The organism is Chitinophaga jiangningensis, assembly GCF_900142605.1.
GTDB lineage: Bacteria > Bacteroidota > Bacteroidia > Chitinophagales > Chitinophagaceae > Chitinophaga > Chitinophaga jiangningensis.
This window is the reverse complement of sequence record NZ_FRBL01000001.1, coordinates 270,275-292,341: the sequence shown is the minus strand read 5'-3', so window position 1 is coordinate 292,341 and position 22,067 is coordinate 270,275. Positions and strand designations below refer to the sequence as shown.

At 45.7% G+C, this 22,067-nt stretch carries 17 protein-coding genes; 8 read left to right on the top strand and 9 right to left on the bottom strand.

The window, feature by feature from the left end; genetic code table 11:
* Positions 1 to 512: 512 nt before the first annotated feature.
* From BUB18_RS01180 to BUB18_RS01170, 3 genes are read left to right on the top strand one after another with little or no spacing between them, the layout of a single operon-like run.
* On the top strand, positions 513 to 2,624 hold the full coding sequence (locus BUB18_RS01180; protein WP_073077201.1) for a nitrite/sulfite reductase: 2,112 nt from the start codon (positions 513 to 515) through the stop codon (positions 2,622 to 2,624).
* Positions 2,625 to 2,679: 55 nt separating this feature from the next.
* Positions 2,680 to 3,456: a uroporphyrinogen-III C-methyltransferase gene (gene cobA / locus BUB18_RS01175; protein WP_073077199.1), complete on the top strand. Its 777-nt coding sequence runs from the start codon at positions 2,680 to 2,682 to the stop codon at positions 3,454 to 3,456.
* Positions 3,456 to 4,049: a precorrin-2 dehydrogenase/sirohydrochlorin ferrochelatase family protein gene (locus tag BUB18_RS01170; RefSeq protein ID WP_073077197.1), complete on the top strand. Its 594-nt coding sequence runs from the start codon at positions 3,456 to 3,458 to the stop codon at positions 4,047 to 4,049. Before cobA ends, BUB18_RS01170 begins: the two co-directional genes overlap by 1 nt.
* Here the strand turns inward: BUB18_RS01170 and BUB18_RS01165 are convergent.
* Positions 4,046 to 4,393, bottom strand: a complete 348-nt coding sequence (locus BUB18_RS01165) for a DUF488 domain-containing protein (protein WP_073077195.1) — start codon at positions 4,391 to 4,393, stop codon at positions 4,046 to 4,048. The two genes, BUB18_RS01170 and BUB18_RS01165, sit on opposite strands and share 4 nt — an antisense overlap.
* Before the next feature lie 123 nt (positions 4,394 to 4,516).
* The gene (locus BUB18_RS01160; RefSeq protein ID WP_073077193.1) at positions 4,517 to 6,097 is read right to left on the bottom strand and encodes a hypothetical protein; all 1,581 of its coding nucleotides are present in this window, start codon (positions 6,095 to 6,097) and stop codon (positions 4,517 to 4,519) included.
* A gap of 132 nt (positions 6,098 to 6,229) precedes the next feature.
* Here BUB18_RS01160 and BUB18_RS01155 point away from each other — a divergent pair, with 132 nt between their 5' ends.
* A complete protein-coding gene (locus tag BUB18_RS01155; RefSeq protein WP_073077192.1) occupies positions 6,230 to 6,886 on the top strand; it encodes an HD domain-containing protein in 657 nt (218 codons plus the stop codon).
* An 80-nt stretch (positions 6,887 to 6,966) separates the two neighbouring features.
* Here BUB18_RS01155 and BUB18_RS01150 read toward each other — a convergent pair whose 3' ends face one another.
* Positions 6,967 to 7,485 carry an acyl-CoA thioesterase gene (locus BUB18_RS01150; RefSeq protein ID WP_073077190.1) on the bottom strand — a complete coding sequence of 173 codons (519 nt, stop codon included), beginning with the start codon at positions 7,483 to 7,485 and terminating at the stop codon, positions 6,967 to 6,969.
* A gap of 418 nt (positions 7,486 to 7,903) precedes the next feature.
* Here BUB18_RS01150 and BUB18_RS01145 point away from each other — a divergent pair, with 418 nt between their 5' ends.
* The 3 genes from BUB18_RS01145 (at position 7,904) to BUB18_RS01130 (ending at position 12,923) form a co-directional block, all read left to right on the top strand.
* Positions 7,904 to 9,553, top strand: coding sequence for a CTP synthase (locus BUB18_RS01145; RefSeq protein WP_073077188.1), 1,650 nt, complete (start codon positions 7,904 to 7,906; stop codon positions 9,551 to 9,553).
* Between the two features lie 508 nt (positions 9,554 to 10,061).
* A complete protein-coding gene (yidC, locus tag BUB18_RS01135; protein WP_073077185.1) occupies positions 10,062 to 11,909 on the top strand; it encodes a membrane protein insertase YidC in 1,848 nt (615 codons plus the stop codon).
* Between the two features lie 84 nt (positions 11,910 to 11,993).
* Positions 11,994 to 12,923 carry a M20/M25/M40 family metallo-hydrolase gene (locus BUB18_RS01130; RefSeq protein ID WP_073077183.1) on the top strand — a complete coding sequence of 310 codons (930 nt, stop codon included), beginning with the start codon at positions 11,994 to 11,996 and terminating at the stop codon, positions 12,921 to 12,923.
* Between the two features lie 50 nt (positions 12,924 to 12,973).
* Here BUB18_RS01130 and BUB18_RS29550 read toward each other — a convergent pair whose 3' ends face one another.
* The 6 genes from BUB18_RS29550 to BUB18_RS01100 form a co-directional block, all read right to left on the bottom strand.
* A complete protein-coding gene (locus BUB18_RS29550) occupies positions 12,974 to 16,384 on the bottom strand; it encodes a hypothetical protein (RefSeq protein WP_178372060.1) in 3,411 nt (1,136 codons plus the stop codon).
* A 156-nt stretch (positions 16,385 to 16,540) separates the two neighbouring features.
* Entirely contained in the window at positions 16,541 to 17,167 is a 627-nt protein-coding gene (locus BUB18_RS01120) for a SprT-like domain-containing protein (RefSeq protein WP_073077179.1), read from the bottom strand.
* A 3-nt stretch (positions 17,168 to 17,170) separates the two neighbouring features.
* Positions 17,171 to 17,476: a hypothetical protein gene (locus BUB18_RS01115; RefSeq protein WP_073077177.1), complete on the bottom strand. Its 306-nt coding sequence runs from the start codon at positions 17,474 to 17,476 to the stop codon at positions 17,171 to 17,173.
* Between the two features lie 77 nt (positions 17,477 to 17,553).
* On the bottom strand, positions 17,554 to 17,730 hold the full coding sequence (locus BUB18_RS30165; protein ID WP_073077175.1) for an AtpZ/AtpI family protein: 177 nt from the start codon (positions 17,728 to 17,730) through the stop codon (positions 17,554 to 17,556).
* Positions 17,731 to 17,755: 25 nt separating this feature from the next.
* Positions 17,756 to 18,184 (bottom strand): bactofilin family protein, encoded by a 429-nt coding sequence (locus BUB18_RS01105; protein ID WP_083549194.1) that lies wholly within the window; start codon positions 18,182 to 18,184, stop codon positions 17,756 to 17,758.
* A 110-nt stretch (positions 18,185 to 18,294) separates the two neighbouring features.
* The gene (locus BUB18_RS01100) at positions 18,295 to 18,627 is read right to left on the bottom strand and encodes a hypothetical protein (RefSeq protein ID WP_245805598.1); all 333 of its coding nucleotides are present in this window, start codon (positions 18,625 to 18,627) and stop codon (positions 18,295 to 18,297) included.
* A gap of 363 nt (positions 18,628 to 18,990) precedes the next feature.
* On the opposite strand from BUB18_RS01100, the gene porW reads away from it, so the two are divergent.
* Positions 18,991 to 22,038 (top strand): type IX secretion system periplasmic lipoprotein PorW/SprE, encoded by a 3,048-nt coding sequence (gene porW / locus BUB18_RS01095; protein WP_073077171.1) that lies wholly within the window; start codon positions 18,991 to 18,993, stop codon positions 22,036 to 22,038.
* Positions 22,039 to 22,067 lie beyond the last annotated feature (29 nt).

Here is a 22,067-nt window from a genome sequence, read left to right as displayed (position 1 = left end):
GCGCAAAGTTAACTCTTTATTTTTCTGCCTGTTAAAGCCATAACAATAAGTTATTACCCATAATAATAGGTTATGCGGCAAAGCCCGGAATCGTGCTACTTTTTAGCGGTGCTGTTGTTTGTAATGCTTGCTGGTATTGGGTTAGGGAGATGTCATTTTTCGCCCCGCCATGATCCACCGGATTTTCGCGCCTCCATTTTTTGAAATTTATCTAAATAACACCCCCATTTTTTATTAAAAAAAGTTTTGGAATGATAACCTCGTCCTATATCTTTGTATTACTCTACTAAAATTATAGGGAATATGGGTAATAGACGGATAAGGAAGTTTGTCGCATGTTGTTGGATGTCAATGACCCAGGAGGCGTGTGCATTATGATCAAGAACAATTAACTAATTGATTATAAATAAACTGCCTCCGGAAAACACCCGGGGGCTTTTTTGTAGAGCAAGCAACCAAAAAGCCCGTTAGTCAAATCAAATTCAGCAATCTACCACCAGAAAATATTTGTTATGCAAAGCTTCAGAACAGAACTCGAAAATCCGATCGTAGAACGCGATATCATTGAGCTGGAAAGAAAGATCCGCCTTTTCCGCGAAGGCAGCATCCCTGAAGAGAAATTCCGTAGTCTCCGCCTGGCACGTGGCGTATATGGCCAGCGCCAGCAAGGCGTACAAATGGTACGTATCAAACTGCCCTATGGTAAAATGACGCTGCAGCAATGGAAAAGAATTGCTGATATCTCCGACGAATATTCCACCGGAAACCTGCACCTGACCACCCGTCAGGATGTACAAATCCATTTCGTGAGTCTGGACAGAACGCCTGAACTCTGGTCTAAACTGGAACAGGACGATGTCACCATCCGCGAAGCCTGCGGTAATACTGTACGTAACATCACCGCATCTGACCGCGCTGGCATCGATCCGGAAGAGCCGTTTGATGTAACTCCTTATGCAGACGCAGCTTTCCGCTACTTCCTGCGTAACCCTATCTGCCAGGATATGGGCCGTAAAATAAAAATTGCTTTCTCTTCCAGTGATGCGGACTCGGCATGGGCATTTATGCACGACTTCGGTATGATCCCGAAAGTGAAAGAAGTGAACGGTAAAACCGTACGCGGTTTTAAAGTACTGGTAGGCGGCGGCCTCGGCGCCCAGCCTTTTCTCGCTAAAACTGCGTTCGAATTCCTGGAAGAAGATCAGCTCATCCCATATATTGAAAATGTACTCCGCGTATTCGACCGCTACGGCGAAAGAACCAGCAGACACAAAGCCAGGATGAAATTCCTGGTGCAGAAACTGGGCTGGGAAGAATTCGACCGCCTCGTGAAAGAAGAATACAAGGCAGTGAAAAATAAATCGGTGAAAGTGGACTATGAGGCGTACAAAAACTCCGAAGCTCCTGTAACAGGAACAGTGCCGGCCTTTACCATCCGCGATCCCAAATTGTTCGAAACCTGGAAAGCCACCAACGTTTTTGAACAGAAACAAAAAGGCTATTTCGCTGCATACGTGAAAGTGCCTTTAGGAAATATCTCCTCCACCGTTAGCCGCCAGCTTATCGAGGCACTGCGCCCGGTGATTGCAGATGATGTGCGTGTTACAGCCAACCAGGGCCTACTGCTCAAATACATCCTGCCGGCACATTTGCCATATGTTTTCAGCGTATTGGAAGCACAAGGCTTCGCTGCTGCTGGTTTCGACAGCATCGCCGACATCACCGCCTGCCCCGGCACTGATACCTGTAACCTGGCCATCTCCAGCAGCACCGGTATCGCCGAAGCACTGGAAAATGTAATCGCAGCTGAGTTTCCTGACCTCGTTCATAACAAAGACATCAAAATAAAAATCAGTGGATGTATGAACTCCTGCGGCCAGCACGGCATCGCCAGCATCGGCTTCCACGGTAGTTCCCTGAAAAGCGGCGGTAAAACACTGCCTGCGCTGCAAGTATTGTTAGGCGGTGGTATCGTAGGTAACGGCGAAGGCCGTGTAGCCGACAAAGTGATCAAAGTGCCAAGCCGCCGCGGTCCGGATGTACTCCGCACCCTGCTGCACGACTACGAAATCAACGGCCAGGAAAATGAAAAATTCAACGAATACTACGACCGCCAGGGCGAAAAATATTTCTACGAACTGCTGAAACCTTTGGCTGATCTGAGCGCCATCACCGATGATGCATTCATCGACTGGGGCCAGGCAGAACAGTTTGCCACCGCCATTGGCGTAGGAGAGTGTGCCGGTGTAGTAATCGACCTCGTAGCTACACTGCTGCTGGAAGCACAAGAAAAACTGGAACTGGGTACAGAAGCGTTCGACAAAGGTCAATTCGCAGACGGTATCTATCATGCTTATTCCACTTTCGTTCAAACTGCTAAAGCACTGCTGCTCGGCGAAGGAATTGCTTGTAACACACAAATTGGCATCCTCAACGATTTTGAGAAAAACTTCATCGCAACCGGCCAGTTCAGTTTCGAAGGTGATTTCAAAACGGTGGTACTGCAGATTAACAGTAACGAGCCTACGGAAACATTCGCAAAAGCTTATTACAAACAGGCAGCAGATTTCTACCAGGCAGCACAAGCTTTCCGTGTACAGAAAGCTGCCACCGTACAGGCATAATTTAATCTGCCAGGTACCATCAATAATTTTTTCTATCTTTCTAAAACTTACAATCATGCAACATATACAACCGAAACTCACCCTCGTAGGCGCCGGACCTGGTGATCCGGAACTGATCACGGTAAAAGGGTTAAAGGCGATTCAGAATGCCCGGGTAATTCTTTATGATGCATTGTCGAATAATGAATTGCTGGAACATGCACCCGCTGATTGCCTTTGCAGGTTTGTAGGAAAACGCGCAGGTATGCACGTGTATCCACAGGAAGAAATCAACCGCATGATTGTGAAGTATGCACTCACATATGGTAGTGTGGTAAGGCTGAAAGGGGGTGACTCCTTTGTGTTCGGCCGTGGTTCCGAAGAAATTGCTTTTGCGCAGCAGTTCGGAATTGCTACCGAAGTGATCCCAGGTATAACGAGTGCGATCGCGGTACCAGGAATGAACAAGATTCCTGTTACCGCAAGAAATGTCAGTGAAGGTTTTTGGGTCATTACCGGCAACACAAGAAATGGTAATCTCTCCCGCGACCTCGAACATGCCATCTCTGCAAATACTACCGTCGTAATTCTGATGGGTATGAGCAAGCTGCATGAAATTGCAGGTATCTACGAAGCTGCCGGTAAAGGAAGTATCCCTGCCGCCATCATTCAAAATGGTACCCTGCCTGATCAGAAGTTGGGCGTAGGAAATGTTTCCGACCTGGTAAACATCGCTGAGGCACAGCAACTGCACAACCCTGCTATTATCGTGATAGGTGAAGTGGTGCGCTTCCATGAAGCGTTCCAGGCCCTTCAAACCAGGGTGTCCGAAGGTTTAAAAATCGCAGTATAATGGAAGAAAATCAGTTGTTTCCCGTATTCTTTAAGTTGCACCGCCTCCATGTATTGGTAGTGGGCGGAGGAAATGTTGGGTTGGAAAAAGTAAATGCTATGCTGCAAAACAGCCCGGAAGCAACTGTTACAGTGGTGTCGCTGTCCTTTTTGCCTGAGCTCAAAACCCTCGCAAAGCAATACGCTAATGTGGAACTGGTGGAAAAAGCCTTTTCCTGTGGCGATCTCTTTGGAAAAGATCTGGTGATTGCAGCCACGAATAACAAAGAGCTGAATCAAAGCGTATGGGAAAAAGCAAAGTGCAGTAAGGTGCTGATCAACGTGGCAGACACACCTGAATTATGTGATTTTTACCTGGGCTCTATTGTGCAGAAAGGCAATCTGAAAATTGCGATTTCTACCAATGGGAAATCACCCACCGTAGCCAAGCGCCTCAAACAGGTATTGCAGGAAGCTATTCCAGATACCCTGGATGAAGTACTGAATAAATTACACCTCATCAGAGATAAACTAAAAGGCGATTTTGCCGCAAAGGTGAAAAAGCTGAACAGCATCACGGATGTGCTGGTAGATCCGGAAACGAAAGAGCTTTAATGCTGCTTTTTTAAGATCTCCGCCAGTACCACTGCCTGGTTATGTTCTTCATCTTTGGCGCCATATAACAAAGTTACCCGGCCATGTGCCGCCTTTTTACGAAGTTCTTTTACGAGGTCTTCGTGCAACGCAAGTTCTTTTTCATACCGTTGTTTAAAAACCGGATAGCGCTCCGGATCATGATTGAACCATTTCCGTAGTTCATCGCTGGGTGCTATCTCTTTGAGCCACTCATCCACATGGGCCTTCTCTCTGGAGAGGCCCCGTGGCCACAGACGGTCTACCAGCACACGGTAACCGTCGTCTTCACTATACTGCATGTATACTCTCTTTATCTGTATCATACAGTTTATAACCCCTTCTCTCATTAAAATGTTTTGCATCAGATATTGCGTGAGGTAGCAGGCACCAGCCTGCTACCTCACGCATTTCCCTGTGTGCCTTCGGCACACAGGGAAATGCGTGAATTACCGCTGCACCAGCGGCGCCTCGTTACCTTGATTATAGAAATACTGCACCTTTACATCACGCGGCAACTGCGCTTCAAACTGCTTCAGATTTTTATACATTGTTTCAGCGGATTCCTCCACCGTAGCATAAAAACATACTGTAGCATAGGCACAGATGTAATTATTGGATACTTCCCAGGAAGCGATCTTATGCCAGTTTTTATAAACTTCCGGCAGATACCACTGTTCGTAAATAACGGCCACTTTGGCCTGACTGCTGTCGATCAGCTGGTGTACATAGGCGGGTGTATATTCCTTGTGCAGTTTCGCACGGGTCACCTGGTTGTTACCGAGGCCCCATAAGTCGAGGGTATTGATATCTCCCAGATAACTGATAGCTCCCACATCGTTGGCTGCGATCGTTTTATGATTATAATATTGTTTCAGGAACAAGGCCATTTGGTATTGCTGGTCATAGATATTTTTGCTGCAGCGCACCGCGTGGGGCAGGGAGTTAGCCGCACGGGGCAGCAGGTTGCAAAGGAAAATGCTGAAAGTGAGTATATACAGCCAGTTTGCCCGGTCTTTCAACTTGTCGGGTGACCACCATTCCATAAATAATATAGAGAGATGGAAGAAGCTTAATACCAGTAAATAGGCTTCGTACCGGTAGAGGTATCCGGCGGCTGCCGAGCAGCAGTGAAGGATAATGCTGAAGAAACTGATTGTCAGCACATAAAATGTTCTGTCGAACTGTTTCCTGCGGAAACGTTCTGCTACCACAATACCGGTGATTACAAACAGGCCGCTGATTACGGAAGTGATTTCCAGGAATGAAACGGTATCGTTGAGCAGGCGTATCAGCTGCATTTTACCTTTCAGGATGAGGGAGTTGGGCAGGAAGTAACCGCCTTTTACCACCATCAGGGCACCAAAAATCACGACCGGTGAAATACTGATAATACCCAGTACGAAAGCGGATTTCCAGCTTTTGCGCAGGGCCAGGATGCAGCATACCACAAATGCCGTATAGGCGTTCTCGTAACGGCAGGAAATCATGAGTGCTCCCCACAGCGCAGGTGCAATCCAATCGCCCAGCGCCAGCTGGTTGTTTTCCAGTCGGGTAGCGCAGCGGTGTACAAATATCAGGGTGAGGGCCATTTGGAGACTATGTTCCATGCCCAGTATTGTCATAAAAGGGAGCGGTGCTACCAGCATAGTGGCCAGCATCGCAATAGTTTTGCGGGGTGTGGATAAGTGCGTATGCTGGTTCAGTTCCCGTTGCATTTCCAGGAGCAGTAATACAGCGCCGGTAGCACTTAAAATCAGCGGCCACCAGGAGGAGAGCCCGAAAATATAGAAGGCGGTACTTAACAAAACGGTGAACAGTATGGAAGAGGAGGAAGACACCCATTCCACATTGGAGAGTCCCCAGATGTGGTGAAAGGCAACATTTTTCGCTACGGCCATGTGGATAAACGCGTCATCCAGCGGGTAGCTCAGCACGCCATTGGTGTTTCGGAGGGATAAAAATTCCAGTACAACCACTATACAACACAATACGGCAAGTACAATGGCAAAGGGATAATACTTCTTCATGAGGTTAGAGTGTCATTCAGTTAATGAAATTCAGTTGGTGGTCAGCATAGAAGGTGGTTAAAACTATCGGAGAACTGGGGATTCGGTGCCCGAAAATATGCCAAAAATAGCAAATATCCTATCTTTATTTCCATGGAACAGCATCAGGAAATTATAGAAACGACGGTAAAATTTGTAAAGCAGGAGCTGGCAAATGCAGAGGGAGGACATGATTGGTGGCATATTTACAGGGTATGGAAACAGGCCAGGCATATAGCGGCCACGGAGCAGTCGGATTTGCTGGTGGTGGAGCTGGGTGCATTGCTGCACGATATTGCAGACTCCAAATTCCACGGTGGGGACGAGGAAATCGGGCCTGCCAGGGCGGGGGCTTTCATGGAAAGTTTAGCACTGCCGCAGCACGTTATAGACCACGTAAAAAATATTATCCGGTATATCTCCTTTAAAGGAGGCCATAATGAAAACGGCTTTTATTCCACGGAACTGGGCATTGTGCAGGATGCAGACCGGCTGGATGCCATTGGCGCCATTGGTATTGCAAGGGCCTTTAATTACGGTGGATTTAAAAACCGCGCTTTATATGATCCTGGGGTAGCGCCGGTATTAAACCGGAGTAAGGAGGATTATAAACACAATAATGCGCCTACCATCAATCATTTTTACGAAAAGCTGCTATTGCTGAAGGATAAAATGAACACTACCACCGGTAAGCAGCTGGCGGAGGAGCGGCATGCGTTTATGGAGCAGTATCTACAGCATTTTTATGCGGAGTGGGAAGGGGAGATGTAAACCCCGTAGGGTTTGCCCCGCCGGCGAGGCGGGAGCAAAATAAAAACGGATCGCGAAGCGATCCGTTTTTATTTTGCAAGTTAGATATTGAATAATGCTTTCAGCTCTTCCGCATCCTCCGGTTTCATTTTACCACCAAGGATCAGGCGAAGCTGCCTGCGACGCAGTGCACCATCATATAATTTTTTTTCTTCTTCTGTGTCAACCGTAATGGCTGGCACCGGCCGGGAGTTACCGTTAGGGTCCAGGGCTACAAACGTCATGAATGCTTCATTGGATTTATAGCGGTATTGTTGTACCGGGTCTTCTCCCCAAACGCGCATGTGTACTTCCATGGAAGTGTTGAATGCACGGCTTACTTTGGCTTCAATATGTACTACGTTGCCCAGTTTAATGGGATTTTCGAAGGAGATATTATCTACAGAAGCAGTTACAACAGGTGCGGCGCAATGTTTCATGCACGACAGCGCAGCGGCGATATCCATCCAATACATGAGGCGTCCACCCATGAGGTTACCAAAAGTATTGGTATCGTTGGGGAGTACCAGCTCAGTCATTTGAATCAGGGAGTCCTGCGCTCGTTTAGGCGTTAAAGTCATCTTTAATGTATTTCGGACGCAAATTTACAATATAAGATCTATTGCGCTGTAGTATTATAAAAGATAGTATTCTGTTAAGGTACAATTTTTAAAATTTGTTTACCTGACACTCCTATATGGTTATGATATTCTCTTGTTTTGGTCGCAATTTTTGAATGATAACCGTTTGCAGTGCGTATAATTTTTGTGTTTATCAAAATCTACCGGAATTCAATACAGGCATGCATTAGCCGTGGCGGATTTCAGCCTTTCGGACCGTCGTCTGATGGTCAAATTGAGATAAAAACTTGGGTGCGAAGCAAATTTTTGTAACTTTGCATGACCTTCGGAAGTAGTTTACTTGACAGGTAACACACCAAAAGCAATCCGGCACTTCCCCCATAATAGGTCAAGTAATTCAGGCAGAATTTTAGTTTTTATGGCAAAATATATCTTCGTAACGGGAGGTGTTACATCTTCTTTGGGTAAAGGAATTATAGCCGCCTCGCTGGCTAAACTATTGCAGGCACGCGGCTTTAGAGTGACTATTCAGAAGTTCGATCCGTATATCAATGTGGATCCTGGAACATTAAACCCATATGAGCACGGGGAATGTTATGTAACGGAAGATGGTGCCGAAACCGACCTCGATCTGGGACACTACGAGCGTTTCCTGAATATTCCTACATCTCAGGCAAACAACGTGACTACCGGTCGCATTTATCAAACAGTGATCAATAAGGAAAGGGAAGGGGCATATCTGGGTAAAACCGTACAGGTTATCCCGCATATCACCGATGAAATCAAACGTCGCATACTCCTGCTCGGCAAAGACGGTAAATATGATATCGTTATTACTGAGTTGGGCGGTACTGTGGGCGACATTGAGTCGCTCCCCTACATTGAGGCGGTTCGCCAGCTTCAGTGGGAACTGGGCGAACAGGATTGCCTGGTGGTGCACCTCACGCTGATCCCTTACCTGCGTGCAGCGAAAGAGCTCAAAACCAAGCCTACACAACACTCCGTGCGTTTGCTCAGCGAGTATGGTGTACATCCTGATATCATCGTTTGTCGTACAGAAGAACCTATGTACCGCGATCTGAAAAAGAAAATCGCGCTCTTCTGTAATGTTCAGGTGGATGCAGTAATCGAAGCGAACGACTGCCCTACCATTTACGAAGTGCCGCTGGAAATGCTGCGTGAGAAACTCGATGTTTCTGTGCTGAAAAGACTGGGGCTGCCTATCGAAAAAGAACCAGAGCTGATTAAGTGGCGCGAGTTCCTGGATAAATTAAAATATCCTAAATCTAAAGTTACCATCGGTTTGATCGGTAAATACGTGGAATTACAGGATGCTTACAAATCTATCCTGGAATCATTTATCCATGCCGGTGCTGTTAACGATTGCAAAGTAGTGGTACAAAATATCCACTCTGAGCACCTGACACCTGAAAATGTATGTGAAAAGCTGAAAAACCTCGATGGTTTACTGGTAGCACCAGGATTTGGTCATCGTGGTATTGAAGGTAAAATCACTGCTATTCAATATGCCCGCGAAAATAACCTGCCGTTCTTCGGTATATGCCTGGGTATGCAGATGAGCGTGGTGGAATATGCCCGCAACGTACTCGGCTGGAAAGATGCGCACTCCGTAGAAATGAATCCTGATACCGCTCACCCGGTAATCAACCTCATGGAAGAGCAGAAAAAAGTGACCGCCAAAGGTGGTACAATGCGCCTCGGTGCTTACGCCTGTGAACTTCTTCCTGGCTCCAAAGCCGCGGAGATCTACGGCAGCACTATGATCAGTGAAAGACACCGTCATCGTTACGAGTTCAACAACGAATACCTGCAGGCTTTCGAGGATGCCGGTATGGTACCTTCCGGTAAAAACCCGGATACCGGGCTGGTAGAGATGATTGAGCTCCCTAACCATCCTTTCTTCGTGGGTTCTCAGTTCCATCCGGAGCTGAAAAGCACTGTAGAAAGCCCTTCGCCTATTTTCGTTGCTTTCATCGGTGCAGCTAAAGCTTACGCCGAAAGCAAAAACGGAAAAGCTAAAATGAACGAAGAAGCCGTAGCTAAATAAGCCATCTTATCTTTATATAATATTTTTTATTTATATAGATATTATTGAAGGCCGGAAAGAGGATAAGTCCTTTTTCCGGCCTTTTACATTTGATTTTGTAGCAAAACCTTCGATTGTGCTGGTGTTTGTTTCGCGCTTCGCGCGATGAAGCCGCTGCTGGCTGTAAAACTGCACCGGCGGGTATAAAGCCGGCGGTTACATCTTCCCCGCGTGCAAACCTACAACAGCAGGACCTTTCAGGTTACGGAACCTACCGGAGCATTTACATCTCCCTAAAACACCAATACCCGCAGGAACCCCACCCTACCGCCAGTAAGACCCAGCCCCCGTGCGCAGCACGGCATCCACACCAATGACACCGAAGGTGTCATTGGCCAGCCACCCGATAAGGCCGCTTTTAACAATTCTTTAATAAACAATCTTCAAAAAAAGCCACCGCGGCCGGTACTCTTTATCGGCTTTGCCAGAAAAAGGATTACCTTTGCTGCCTAAATTTTAATTGCATTTCATGGATAGAAATTCGGTTATTGGCTTTTTACTCTTGGGCGTGTTGCTGGTTGGTTACATCTTCCTGAATAATAAGCAGCAGCAAAACGCAGCCAAAGAAAAGGCCATACAAGATTCCATCGCCCTTGTGAACAAGCCAAAAACGGTACCTACTGATACAGTAGCTAACCTGGCTGGTACTCAGCTCGATTCAGCCCACCAGGCGCAGCTTTCCGGAGAATACGGTGCTTTCGCTGCCGCAGCTGTTGGTACCGAGCAAACTACCGTTCTGGAAAATGATGTTGTAAAAATTACTTTCTCTAATAAAGGTGGTCAGCCTGTATCCGTACAGCTGAAAGATTTTAAAACGCATGATGGTCAGCCGCTGATGCTGGCAAACGGTTCCTTCAACCGCCTGTCTGTTGAAGTACCTGCCAACGCCAACAAAACATTGCAAAGTGCTGACCTGTTTTTCACTGCTGCTGCTCCGCAGCAACTGGCCGGTGATCAAAAGGCGATCTCTTACCGCCTTACCGCTGCCAACGGTGCTTACCTGGAATTTGTATACCTCCTGAAACCAGGCAGCTACGTAGTAGATTATGATATTCACGCCGTTGGTTTCCAGAACATCCTTCCTGGCAGCCAGAAATTCCTGACCCTGCAATGGAATTCACAAAACGACAAGCAGGAGCTGGACATGCAGAACGAACGCCTGAACAACCAGGTGCACTACATGACCAAAAAAGAAAAACATGACTACTTTACCCTGCAACGTTCCGCACACGAAAAACTGAGCGATGAACTGAAATGGGTGAGCGTAAAACAACAGTTTTTCAATACTACGCTGATCGCTAAAAAAGCAGATTTCGCCAGCGCAGATATCAATACCAAAGTACCTGAAAGTGCGAATATTGTTGGGCAAACTTACACCACCCTGCAGATTCCTTACGATCGTTCCGCAGATTTCTCTTTCCCTATTGAAATCTACTACGGTCCTAACCACTATAAAACACTGAAGTCATTTGACCTCGGCCTGGAAAAAATCATTCCGCTGGGTTCCGGCATCTTCGCCTTCGTGAAGTATGTGAACAAATGGATCATCATTCCGGTGTTTAACTTCCTGAGCGGATTTATTCACAACTATGGCATCATCATTATTCTCCTCACCCTGTTCATCCGTTTGATCATTGCTCCGTTTACTTACCAGAGCTATGTTTCACAGGCGAAGATGAAAGTGCTGAAACCTGAAATTGATGAACTGAAAGCGAAATATGGTGATGACCAGCAGACTTTCGGTGTGGAACAAATGAAACTCTTCAAGAGCGCCGGTGTAAACCCGCTCGGAGGTTGTTTACCAGCCCTGCTGCAATTACCGATCCTGGTAGCGATGTACAGCTTCTTCCCATCCAGCATTGAGCTGCGCCAGGAAAGCTTCCTGTGGGCTACCGACTTATCCACCTACGATTCCATCATGCACCTGCCATTTAACATTCCGTTCTATGGCGACCATGTGAGCTTATTCACCCTGCTGATGACTGCTACCAGCTTCATGCTGGCCTTCTACAACCGTGGAATGGCTGACCAGAGCAATCCGGTAATGAAGTATATGCCATATGTAATGCCGCTGATGTTCCTCGGTATCTTCAACAGAACCGCAGCCGCACTTACATTCTACTACTTCCTGTCCAACCTGATCTCTATTATCCTGCAGTTCGTGATCCAGAAATTCGTTATCAGCGAAGCTAAGATCCACGCGCAGATCCAGGAAAATAAAAAGAAACCTGTACAGAAATCAAAATGGCAGGAGAAACTGGAAGAAATGCAGAAGCGTCAGGCTGACATGCAGCAGAACCAGCGTAACAAAAAGTAATATTTTCTGAACTATTCAGTCATATTTTTTAGCAGAAGGCTTCCGGTTCGGAAGCCTTCTCTTTTTTATTTATTTAATTGCAGCATGAAAAAGTGTTTATTGACAGGGATATGTGCACTGGGATTGCTGGTGAACGCACATGCACAGGATACCTTACCGTCTGCCAAACGAATTCAGCAAACAGTGAACTACCTTGCTTCCGACAAACTCAAAGGAAGGGGAACCGCAGAAAAAGGCAGCACTACTGCCAGTAACTTTGTAGCCAAACAATTCCGTAAACTGGGCCTGCAGCCTGTCAATAGCGGCAGCTACTTCCAGGACTTTACGTTCGACCGCAATGCACACAAGAGTATTCCGAGTCGTAACGTGATCGGATTCCTGGATAACGGTGCCGCACGTACGATAGTGATTGGTGCACACTACGATCACCTGGGTACCGCCGGCTTATTCGACGGGAAGTATCCGGTTGGGCAGATTCACAACGGTGCAGATGATAACGCATCCGGTGTGGCGGGCTTACTCGAACTGGCGCGTTATTACACTAAAAACGCACAAAAAGAGCCGTTTAACTTCCTTTTCATTGCATTTGGCGGGGAAGAACTGGGATTACAAGGTTCTAAATTCTACACGAATAATCCGCTACAGCCATTGGCTAACGTGCATTTCATGTTAAATATGGATATGATTGGGCGCTATAATCCCGAAAGAGGTATTGGTATCGGTGGCTTTGGCTCCGCGCAGGAATGGCCGGAAGTATTTAAAGGTGTAACGCAGCCTGGCATTAAGTTTTTTACAGATGCAGCTGGCAAGGGTGCGTCAGACCATCATAACTTTTACATGCACCAGGTACCGGTATTGTTTTTCCATACCGGCGGGCATGATGATTACCACAAGCCAACCGATGATGCTCCTAAGTTACAGGCGCAATCAGAGGAGTCGATTATTAACCTGGAAATTCAATTGATTAATAGGGCGATGGAAATACCATTGATACATTATACAGAGGTGAAATAATCCGGAAGTGAAACAGCCAGGAAGTTTATATCCTGGCTGTTTAGTAATATTTATTGCTGGCTAAACCGGTACTCGTACTGTTTCAGAATATTTCCTTCTGTATCTGTTTCCTGGAATAGCTGACCTAGATCATCATAGATATAATGAATGATTTGATTTCGCTGGTCGCAAACACTGGTGATGCCGACTAGTGGAAGATATGTATAGGTATTCATTCTAGCTTGCTCAGGATACAATCGTAATTCGTCAATTGTTGCAGTACCTGTAATAGCAATACTACTTTGTCCGGAAACATGATGCAAAAACATAGTCCAGCCTTTGCAGGTAATGCCTTTTTGAATCGTACCTGTAGTTCCTGAAATATTAAGAGGGGCATTATCTTTTACCCAGTATGAAACAATGTAGGAGACAGTCGGATCAAGATTTTCCCTGGAAATATTTCCCGAAAAAAGTGAATAACATCTGCTGCCAGTAGGAGCAGTAGCATCGTCTATCGGCAATCCAGTGTAGCTCCAATTGCCTTTATTATCACTTTCAAAAGACGAATGTGCCACCTGATCGGCATTTGCTCCAATTATTTTAGCAGTTGGATATTGCGAATTATAATTCCATAGGTAAGACTGGACTACATCATTTTCCTTGGATTGTGAAGAAAGCAAACCATCGGAAGAATAAGTGAAGCTTTGTATAATTGGACTGGACGATTGTCCATAACTGAACTGCTTTTTAATTGGAACTATTTTTTCATTCCCAAGATTTGTGAATGAAGTGCTCTCGGAATAGGTATTTAGTCCGTCCTTGAAAAATTGTATTTGCAATGGCTGTGATAGCATATGCTGCTTTACCATTTGCAATCTGGCATTTTCCAGACTTCCCTGTAATGTCAGGTCTAATGGGTATTTGAAACTGGAAAGATTGATTTTACCGTCACTGTTACTCGTTTGCTGAGCGGATAACAGCATGCCGGTAGCATCTCCATAAGTCAAAATTGTTTCGTTAGTCAAGGTTCCTGCTGGAGTAATTGTTTCCTCCCTTGTTCTTACGAGTGGCTCAAAACCTGTTTCGATAGGGTATTCCGCCCAAAACCACCAAATGCTGCTATTTGCACCACAACCTGTTACTGTACCCTTGTAACTTACTTTCAGGTTGTATAGCAAATCCTGTTTGAGGGGCTGATAGAAATATTGTTTTCTATGAATGAGGGAAAACTGTCCGTCCTTGTACTGGTAATGGGATTCATCTGTTAAGTTGCTTTCCTGCCAGTAGGTATTGGTTTGCGCCAGCGAAAAAGTATAAGGCAATTCTACAAATTTGTCAGATAAAGTATTGTATTGATATACCGTTTTGCCATTAGGCACCATATTTTGGTCATAATCATAAATGGTGACTTCTGGATATATAACGGTAGAGCCGTTATACAAGGTAACCTGGTAATTGGAGGAAGAAGAATATTGCCTGTCCGTCCAAATGCAATTGTGACACAAAATATTAAACTCGGGAGCAGCAAGTCCGATCCAATGATTTTGTTCCTTCCAGAAACGATTGTTGATGAAATAGGCCGGCATGATTGCCAAACCATAATTATTTTCTCCTGTACCGTATTTATACACCCGTTTACCTGCCTGCTTGTTGTCCATGTCAAAATTTTGAGTGGATCTTATACGTAGTCCACCTGCGTAGGCAATGTCCTCTACATCCACTGTTTCGGACCAGCTTACTTCTATACTGGCAGATGAGCCGGTGATGCCCGTTCCACCTGCTGGAGACAGTGCCTCAGCGTACAGTTGATAGTTATTACCTGCTAATAAAGTGGTGGGTACCGTAGTGCTAAAGGTGCGTTCGAGGTCCCCGGGATAGTTGGGTGTAATGGAAGTTTCCGTACCAGTTGTAACATTCTTAAGTTTTACAATGCAACGCGTATTGGTTTTTGTAAAAATTTCAACTTTGATCAATGCATCTTCGGTAACAGGAACGCTTAATTGTTTAGATACTTTTTCATACCCCTGCTCACCAGAAAATGCTGTCACTTTCTCACTTCTCGGTACCTGAGAAGTACGATTGTTTAAAAGGCGATTAGGCTCAAACTCAAAGGTAGTGTAGCCTCCGGTAGGATAGGTGATTTTATTCAATTGACAGGCTTTCAAATATAGTTCTGAAAAGCTTCGGTCGGCATCACCAACATTGTAGAGCCTACCTTTATAAGAAATATTCTCTTCCCGCTGCAGGTAGGAGAAATTCGATGTCTTACCATTGTAATAACCCCAAAGGTCCACTGCATAGCTGGTTTTGAGCGGCAGCATCATAGTATTGTACCCAAAAGTATATACCTCACCTTTGGTGTTATTTTTTCCATAAATGGTGACGTTATCCAATTTCAACCGGTATTTGTCCCAAGGATTTGACGTAGTTCCCCCACTTTCAAAATAACTTTGGTTAAAAGCTACATTTTTTATCTGAGTATAACTGCCAGTAAGCGGGTCTTTTGAATATACCAGCATATTGGTAAAATAATCATGGTCATTATCCTGCCGGGCTGTCGCTGATTTTACAAACTCCACTTTTCCAGATCTAAAGTGAATACTACTCAGGGTTAACTGCTGATACTGGGTTTGTTTGGTCGTATAAAAATTGAATCCTGGCTGGTCTTTTTCAATCTGTTGTACCTGGCCATTGACAATGGACAAATCACATTTCGGTCCGATGGCCGCACTGTTACTTCTGTCTATAACGAAAGTTGACTTCTCCCTGGTATATTGAAAGGTAATGGTATCCCGCCTGTCCGCTGAGATGATACTATCCAGCATAAATGAGGACGCAAAATGACTTCTGTCGTAACTGGTGTATTCTGCCGATCTGAATGCAAATTTGTTACCGTTGGCATCTTCAATAGTGAAGCCACCATTTAACGACAGTATATCTGAGGAGATTTTTGCCAGCGTCATCGGAATCTGAAAAGTGGTACCATCATTTTTAAAAACAAATTTGCCATTTGTTGTACCTGTGCTAAACACATAAACATCTCTTTCTGTATCGAGCAAGCCTTCTGCTCCCGCAAAAATGTAAGAGTTGTCCAATGTGGGATCGATTTCGGTTTGTCTTTTTATTGGATTGAGCAGCATGCCGCCAGGTCCATCATCCGGTAAGCCGTTCACGATGCGGCTAACGGATTTTACTGCTGTTAACATCCATCCAAGCCCAACATTACCTGCTTCATCGTTCACTCTGATACCACTGCCGTGGTAGCTGATAGCTATCGGGTATTCCAAGGAACCCGTTTTGATTGTATATAGCGGAATGCTGATTTCCGGAACTCCGGTATTATGTGCCACTTTGTATTCTCCGAACCGGATCATCTGGGAAGCCTGTGGAGAAGGCGGAATAACCTCTGAAAGTTTAGGTGGCGTTTGCGCATAAAGAAAGACACAGGATAGTACCCCGAGTAAGGTAAATAGAGATTTCATTGTTTTTTTACTTAAGTGAAAGTATAGTGTCCGGATCAACGAGGTATAGTTTACAATTTCAGCTTTCTGAATGATTCCGAAAGTATCAGCGTGCGAAATTATAAGAAATGGATAATTATAAGAACTGAAATGCTTACTAATTTAGGCAGGATAAGTTTATGTGTTTGTGACAATCTCCACTTCATACACAGGACTAAAGAGGTACAACCTTTTCGTAGCCACCTCTTCACACCGGTAACGCTTTCTGATACGTTCTCCTTTTCGAAAAATACGTCCGTCTTTGGTGCGGAATAATTGTCCTGGCGGCAGCTGCTCTACCAGGTAATGATTTTCTTTTTTACGGTCATAGCGGCTGAGTACACGCATAAGACTTTCATCTGCACAGGAGCTGGCAGCCGGATTGGCCATGCTTTGGCGCACGGCCTGTTCTACATCGTTAGGGAGGAAGTTTTTTCCTACAAATCCACTTAAAATCCAGGAAAATTCACTTTTCCATTCTTTCCCATGTGCGGCAACGCGGTTGCCGTACTTGTTAAAAGTGGTAAGGTGCGCCAGTTCATGCAGCAATGTGATGAGGAAAGAATACTTATTCAGTGATCCGTTGATACTGATCCGATGTCCTTTTCCATGACCATCCGGATGGCGGTAATCGCCCAGGATACTGGCCCGCTCACGCGTGATGGTCAGGTGTACTTTATAGTTGCTGATGAACTCCATTACCGGCTCAAAAGTGCCATCTGGCAGATAGGCCGCTAATGCATGTAATGGCGCCTCTTTTTTCAAGTGTTATTGCTTTTGTCTTACAAGTTTAGACATGCTCACGGCCTCGAACAGCGTATATATCAGGTATGTTCCTAATAAGATAAATACAGTTGGTTTGCTGATGTTTGGTTTATAGGCAAGTACATATGCCAGTATACCAACGATACAGATCATTAATTTACTCAGTGTGGCGCCGTAAACAGCTCTGATAAATGCGTTCTGATTAGAAGACTGGAGGCTTTTGATGCTGTTTCTGGCGCTTAAAGTTGATACTAGCGCCAGTACCAGGTTGCCGATCATCAGTACATAAAAATGTGCGTCGATGTCCATCAACCTGGATTTAAACGCTAAAAAGATTAGATTGATTATGCCAAAAAGGGCAATTAACTTAAGAAAAAATCTGTCGCTCATTTCCTGCGGGTGTCATTTAAAATTTGCCGCAAAGTTACGACTAAACCCCCTAAAGAAAAAACGATTAAGCATACCGGGAACCGCCAGCCAATCTTTTGGTCCAGCTTGTACCCAATAAAAACTGCAAGCCCAAGCGTAGCCATCATCTGGAATGCAAGGCCAGCGTAGCGCATAATAGTACCAACGTTGTTGTCGGGCTTATTCCGCTTCGGCTTCTGTGAGGACTGATCTTCCATGTTTCTGCGTTTCTTCCGGCTGTTCATCGCCCATGTAGCAACGGCCATTGAATTTGGCGGTAGGCTCCATCTCGAAATGTGCGGTGTATACATCACCTTTCACATGTGCATTCCCTTTCAGGAACAATAACTCTTCAACTTTGATGATTCCGGTTACTCTACCCAGAATATCGGCACTCTGACAAATAAGGTCTCCGGTAATATCTCCCTCCGGACCTACTACTATCTTAGCTTTGGTGGAAACCAGGCCGTTTACCTGACCATCGATACGAATATCACCTTCGCACACGATATCACCCTGGATGCTGGTGCCGCTTCCGATGATGTTGATAGTAGAAGAAGGCAACATGCTTTTGCTGTCACCCTTAGACTTTGAATTGTTATTAAACATAGGTTTTCAGGTTTTTCAGGTTTGAAAGTTAAAACGATGTAAAATAAATTAAATATTTTGAGATTTATTGATAATTCAAATATGGTTGATCCTCAATATGTATCAAAACATTAATAAGTGCTGCCGTCCACTTTGGGCACTTTCATCATCGTAGTATCCAGCTTGCCGGTAAACTCGCCATTGATCACCTGCTTGATGTTATCCAGGTACTTATCACGGGCATTTACGGCCGATTCGAGGGAGTCTGCACGCATCTTCAGGTGAATGAATTCCTTGCGCTGCTTTAAATCACCATAACCGGGAATATAATAACGCAATGGCGTAAATACTATTGTAGCCACGGTAATAGCCACCAATAATACAAATAGGGTACTCAGTGCGATGTAAACACTCATTCTCGACAATTTGAACGACGTCACTTCGTCATAGGTCTCATCATTCATAATTACCAAACGATAATTATGACTGAGCTTCTCTAAATTCCTTCTTTTATTTTTATTCCCCTTCCTTGCCATTGCAATTTTTTCGTTTTCAGGCGGCTAAAGTTAATCATATTTGTTTTATTTGTTCTTTCGTATTCTGGTATCTACATCGTTGAAAAGATTTTTTTGGGTCGGGAGTAGCTTTTTGACCACTGATAATCAGTGCATTAATGGTTGGCAGTTTGTCTTATTTTCAACATTTTTGTAGTATCTTTAAAATATTTTTTAGTTCCGGAAGTTATATAATAAAGCCTATACACCCTGGCATCCATGAATTGCATCAAGTTATTACGAAGATATTTTGCTTTACTTTTTTTAATGTGCATGGGAGTACCAGCGGTTTGGGCGCAAAATCAGCCCCGCAACCAGGCGCAGCGCCCACCCCAAAATAAAGCCCAGCAAAGCAATCCCCAGGGTAATACTACCCAGGCTAAACCTTTATTTAAGCCCAAAGAAGCAAAAGTTCAGGACAGGCGTACCCCGGCAGAAATTATGCTGGAGAAAAAACGCTGGACCCTTTACCGCGCCTTCTGGCAAAACCTGGCCACCCGCTATAACTACTATTTCCACGCCCGCACTAAACTCGACAGAGTGGTTCGCTCGGTGAACCGCCAGGGGCAGGATAACTATAATGTACTGCTGCCTTTCTATCCGTTTACCGCAAAAAATCAGAACGTCAGCAAAGGTGAACTGGATTCGGTGATAGAAAAAGCCTCTACCGGCATTCAACTCCATGATCCCCGCGGCAAATGGATACCGGACTGCTATGTGCTGATGGGCCGCGCTTATTTCTATGAAGGAGATTTCGAAAACGCCAACAAAACATTCCAGTATACCAACCTGGCTTTCGCCCCTAAAAACAAGAAAGAATATAAAACAGTCGTAGGCGCTACTGAAAACGATCAGATTTCCGTCTCCTCAAAAGAAAATACAAAAGGAGTACTTACCCCATTCCGCCACAAACGGGCCCGTAACGATGCGTTTTTATGGCGCGCCCGTACCCTGCTGGAATTAAAAGATTACGACGAGGTACAAGCCCTGCTCAACCTCCTGGCCAACGATCCTAAGTTTCCAAAACGTCTGGAAGGCTCGCTGGCAGAGGTACGCGCCTATAGCAACTATATCCAGGGCCGCTACCACGAAACTATTTCGCCTTTGCAGACCGCCATCGATAAAAGCCATGATAAAGTGGCCAAAGCCAGGATGTCGTTCATCCTCGGGCAATTGTATGCGCTGGAAAGTCAGCCGGATTCCGCCATCGACCAGTTCAAACGCGTGATCCACCAGAAGCCCGATCCCATGATGGACTTCCAGGCACGCGTGCAGATCGCCCGGCTCAACGCGGCCCGCGAAGGTGGTAACCCGCAGCAAAGCATCGACGCACTCCGTCATATGCTGAAAAAACAGAAATTTGAACCTTACCGGGACGGTATCCTCTACACCATGGGATCTATCTCCTACCCGAAAGATCCGGAAGCCGCCCTGGGATATATGCAGAAATCGCTGAAAGTGCCCAGTGAAAACCGCGTTCAACGCACCATCACCTACAAGGGCATCGCCGATATCTACTACGATCAGCGTAACTACGCCGAAGCAAAAAAATATTACGACAGCACCGCCGGCACCATGACGCCGGAATTTGTGGATTTTGACCTGGTCAATACCCGTAAAAATGTTTTGGGAGATGTAGCAGCCCGCGTGGCCCTGATCCATCGTGAGGACAGCCTCCAACGCATCGCCACCATGCCGGAATCAGACCGAAACATTTTCCTCGCCAAAATGGCCGGCACCATCCGCCAGGAAGCCGCCGATAAAAAGAAAAACGAGAAAAAAGATAAAGGCTCCAACTCCGATAACTACACCGCCTCCAGCACCATGCAAAGCAACGGTCCTGGCGCCTTTTCCCCACAGGCAGAAGGTAATGGCGACTGGTATTTCTACAATGTAGCCGCTAAATCTTCCGGATATTCAGAATTCAGACGCCGCTGGGGTAACCGGCAACTGGCGGATAACTGGAGAAGAAGCCAGACAGGCGCCGCCAATATCGCTGCTAACAACGGGGGCGGCGGTGATATGCTTAACGCACCTACCGCTGCGGATGCTAAGCCCGCTGTACCGGCAGACAGCATGACCGCAGATGTCCTCGCAGCCGGCCTGCCGCTCACCCCTGAAAAATTACGCGCTTCCCGCACCAAATGCCAGGACGCCTGGTTCGATCTCGGTAAACTCTATTACGATAAACTCGATAACGCACCACTGGCCATAGAAACCTATGATTCACTGTTGCTGTTGTATCCTGACCACCCGCGTAAAGCAGAAGTACTTTACTCCCTGTACGTCTGGAATGGAAAGCAAAACAGGACCGACATCGCCAGCAGGTATAAAAACCAGGTACTTAACGAGTACGGACAAACGAATTTTGCCGATATCATCCGCTTCGGTGGCCTAAAAGATATTGATGCCGGTAAAAAGAAAGCCATCAGCGCCGCTTACGATTCCGCCTATACGGCGTTCCGTAATGGGAACTATGCTGATGCGATTGCTATGCGTGCCCAGGTGGACACTGTATACGGACTCAACTACCTGCAGCCTAAGTTTGACCTCCTGCAGGCCATGATTATCGTAAAAACGGATTCTACTTTTGCAACAGATTCAGTAAACCGCTCCGAGTCAGCTGTGCAATACGTGATGAATAAATACGCCGCTGATTCCGCCATATTTACGCAGGCACAGTCACTGATGGCCGCCCTGAAGCAGCGTAAGGAAATATATAATTATTTAATAGCCCTGGAAGTGAAAAAGAACAGTGATGGCACGCCTTTGGTGGATGAAGATGTATCTATGCGTTATCCATGGCAAAATCCACAGCCGGTATTCACCGATAAGGTAAATACCGCCAAAGCAAAGGCCGACAGTATCCAGGTAGCAGCCGGACTTACCGGCAATAAGCCTGCAGCCATCAGCGTGATTGCACCGCCCAAACCAGTAACACCGTATAAGGTAGATGCCAACAATCCTTTCTTTGTGGTGCTGTCGTTCGACAGGGTATCCAAAGACCTGATGGATGAAGGACTGAATCAGTTTGCCCGCTACAACGCCAGCAAACATGCTACTGATAAAATTGAAGTGGGAAGCTTCGTGCTTACACCAAATGATATTATGCTGATTTTCAGGATCTTTCCTAACGAAGACAAGGCACTGGCCTACTTCGATGAAATCAGAGATGCAGCGTCCAACAACATCATTCCGCGGATCAGGCCAACGGATTACAGCTTCTTTGTAATCTCCCGGGATAACTTCATATTACTAAACAGTACCAAGGATTTGGCTGGTTATCGTAAGTTCTTTGCCGACAACTACGTGACCGAGTAACTATACAAATCCCGAAATTTCCATTAGCT